Raw genomic sequence first — 536 nt, forward strand, 5'->3', positions numbered from 1 at the left:
GCGCGCCGCGGGAGGACGGGTCACGGTCCTGCGCTCCGGCGGCCGGGGACCGGCCGCCGCCAGGAACGCCGGATGGCGGGCGGCGTCCACCCCGTGGATCGTCTTCCTCGACGACGACGTGGTCCCCGAGCCCGGCTGGGACAAGGCCGTCCGCGCCGACCTGGAGGACCTGCCCGCCGACGTGGGCGGCAGCCAGGGGCGCATCGAGGTGCCGCTCCCTGCCGGCCGCAGGCCCACCGACGCCGAGCGCAACACCGCGGGCCTGGCCGGCGCCGACTGGATCACCGCGGACATGGCCTACCGGCGTGAGGCCCTGGAGCGCACCGGCGGCTTCGACGAGCGCTTCCCGCGCGCCTACCGGGAGGACGCCGACCTCGCGCTGCGCGTGCGGGCGGCCGGATACCGGCTGGTCAAGGGCGAGCGCGTCACCCGGCACCCGGTCCGCGACGACGGCTTCTGGGCCAGCGTGCGCTTCCAGCGGGGCAACGCCGACGACGCGCTGATGCGGCGCGTCCACGGCCCCGGCTGGCGGGCGA

General features: G+C 78.0%; 1 protein-coding gene. It reads left to right on the top strand.

Annotated elements, in window-relative coordinates; genetic code table 11:
• Positions 1–536: glycosyltransferase family 2 protein (locus ACWJ6R_RS37840; RefSeq protein WP_449066784.1), on the top strand; the 536-nt coding region annotated here is incomplete at both ends.

The organism is Planomonospora algeriensis (assembly GCF_977012225.1).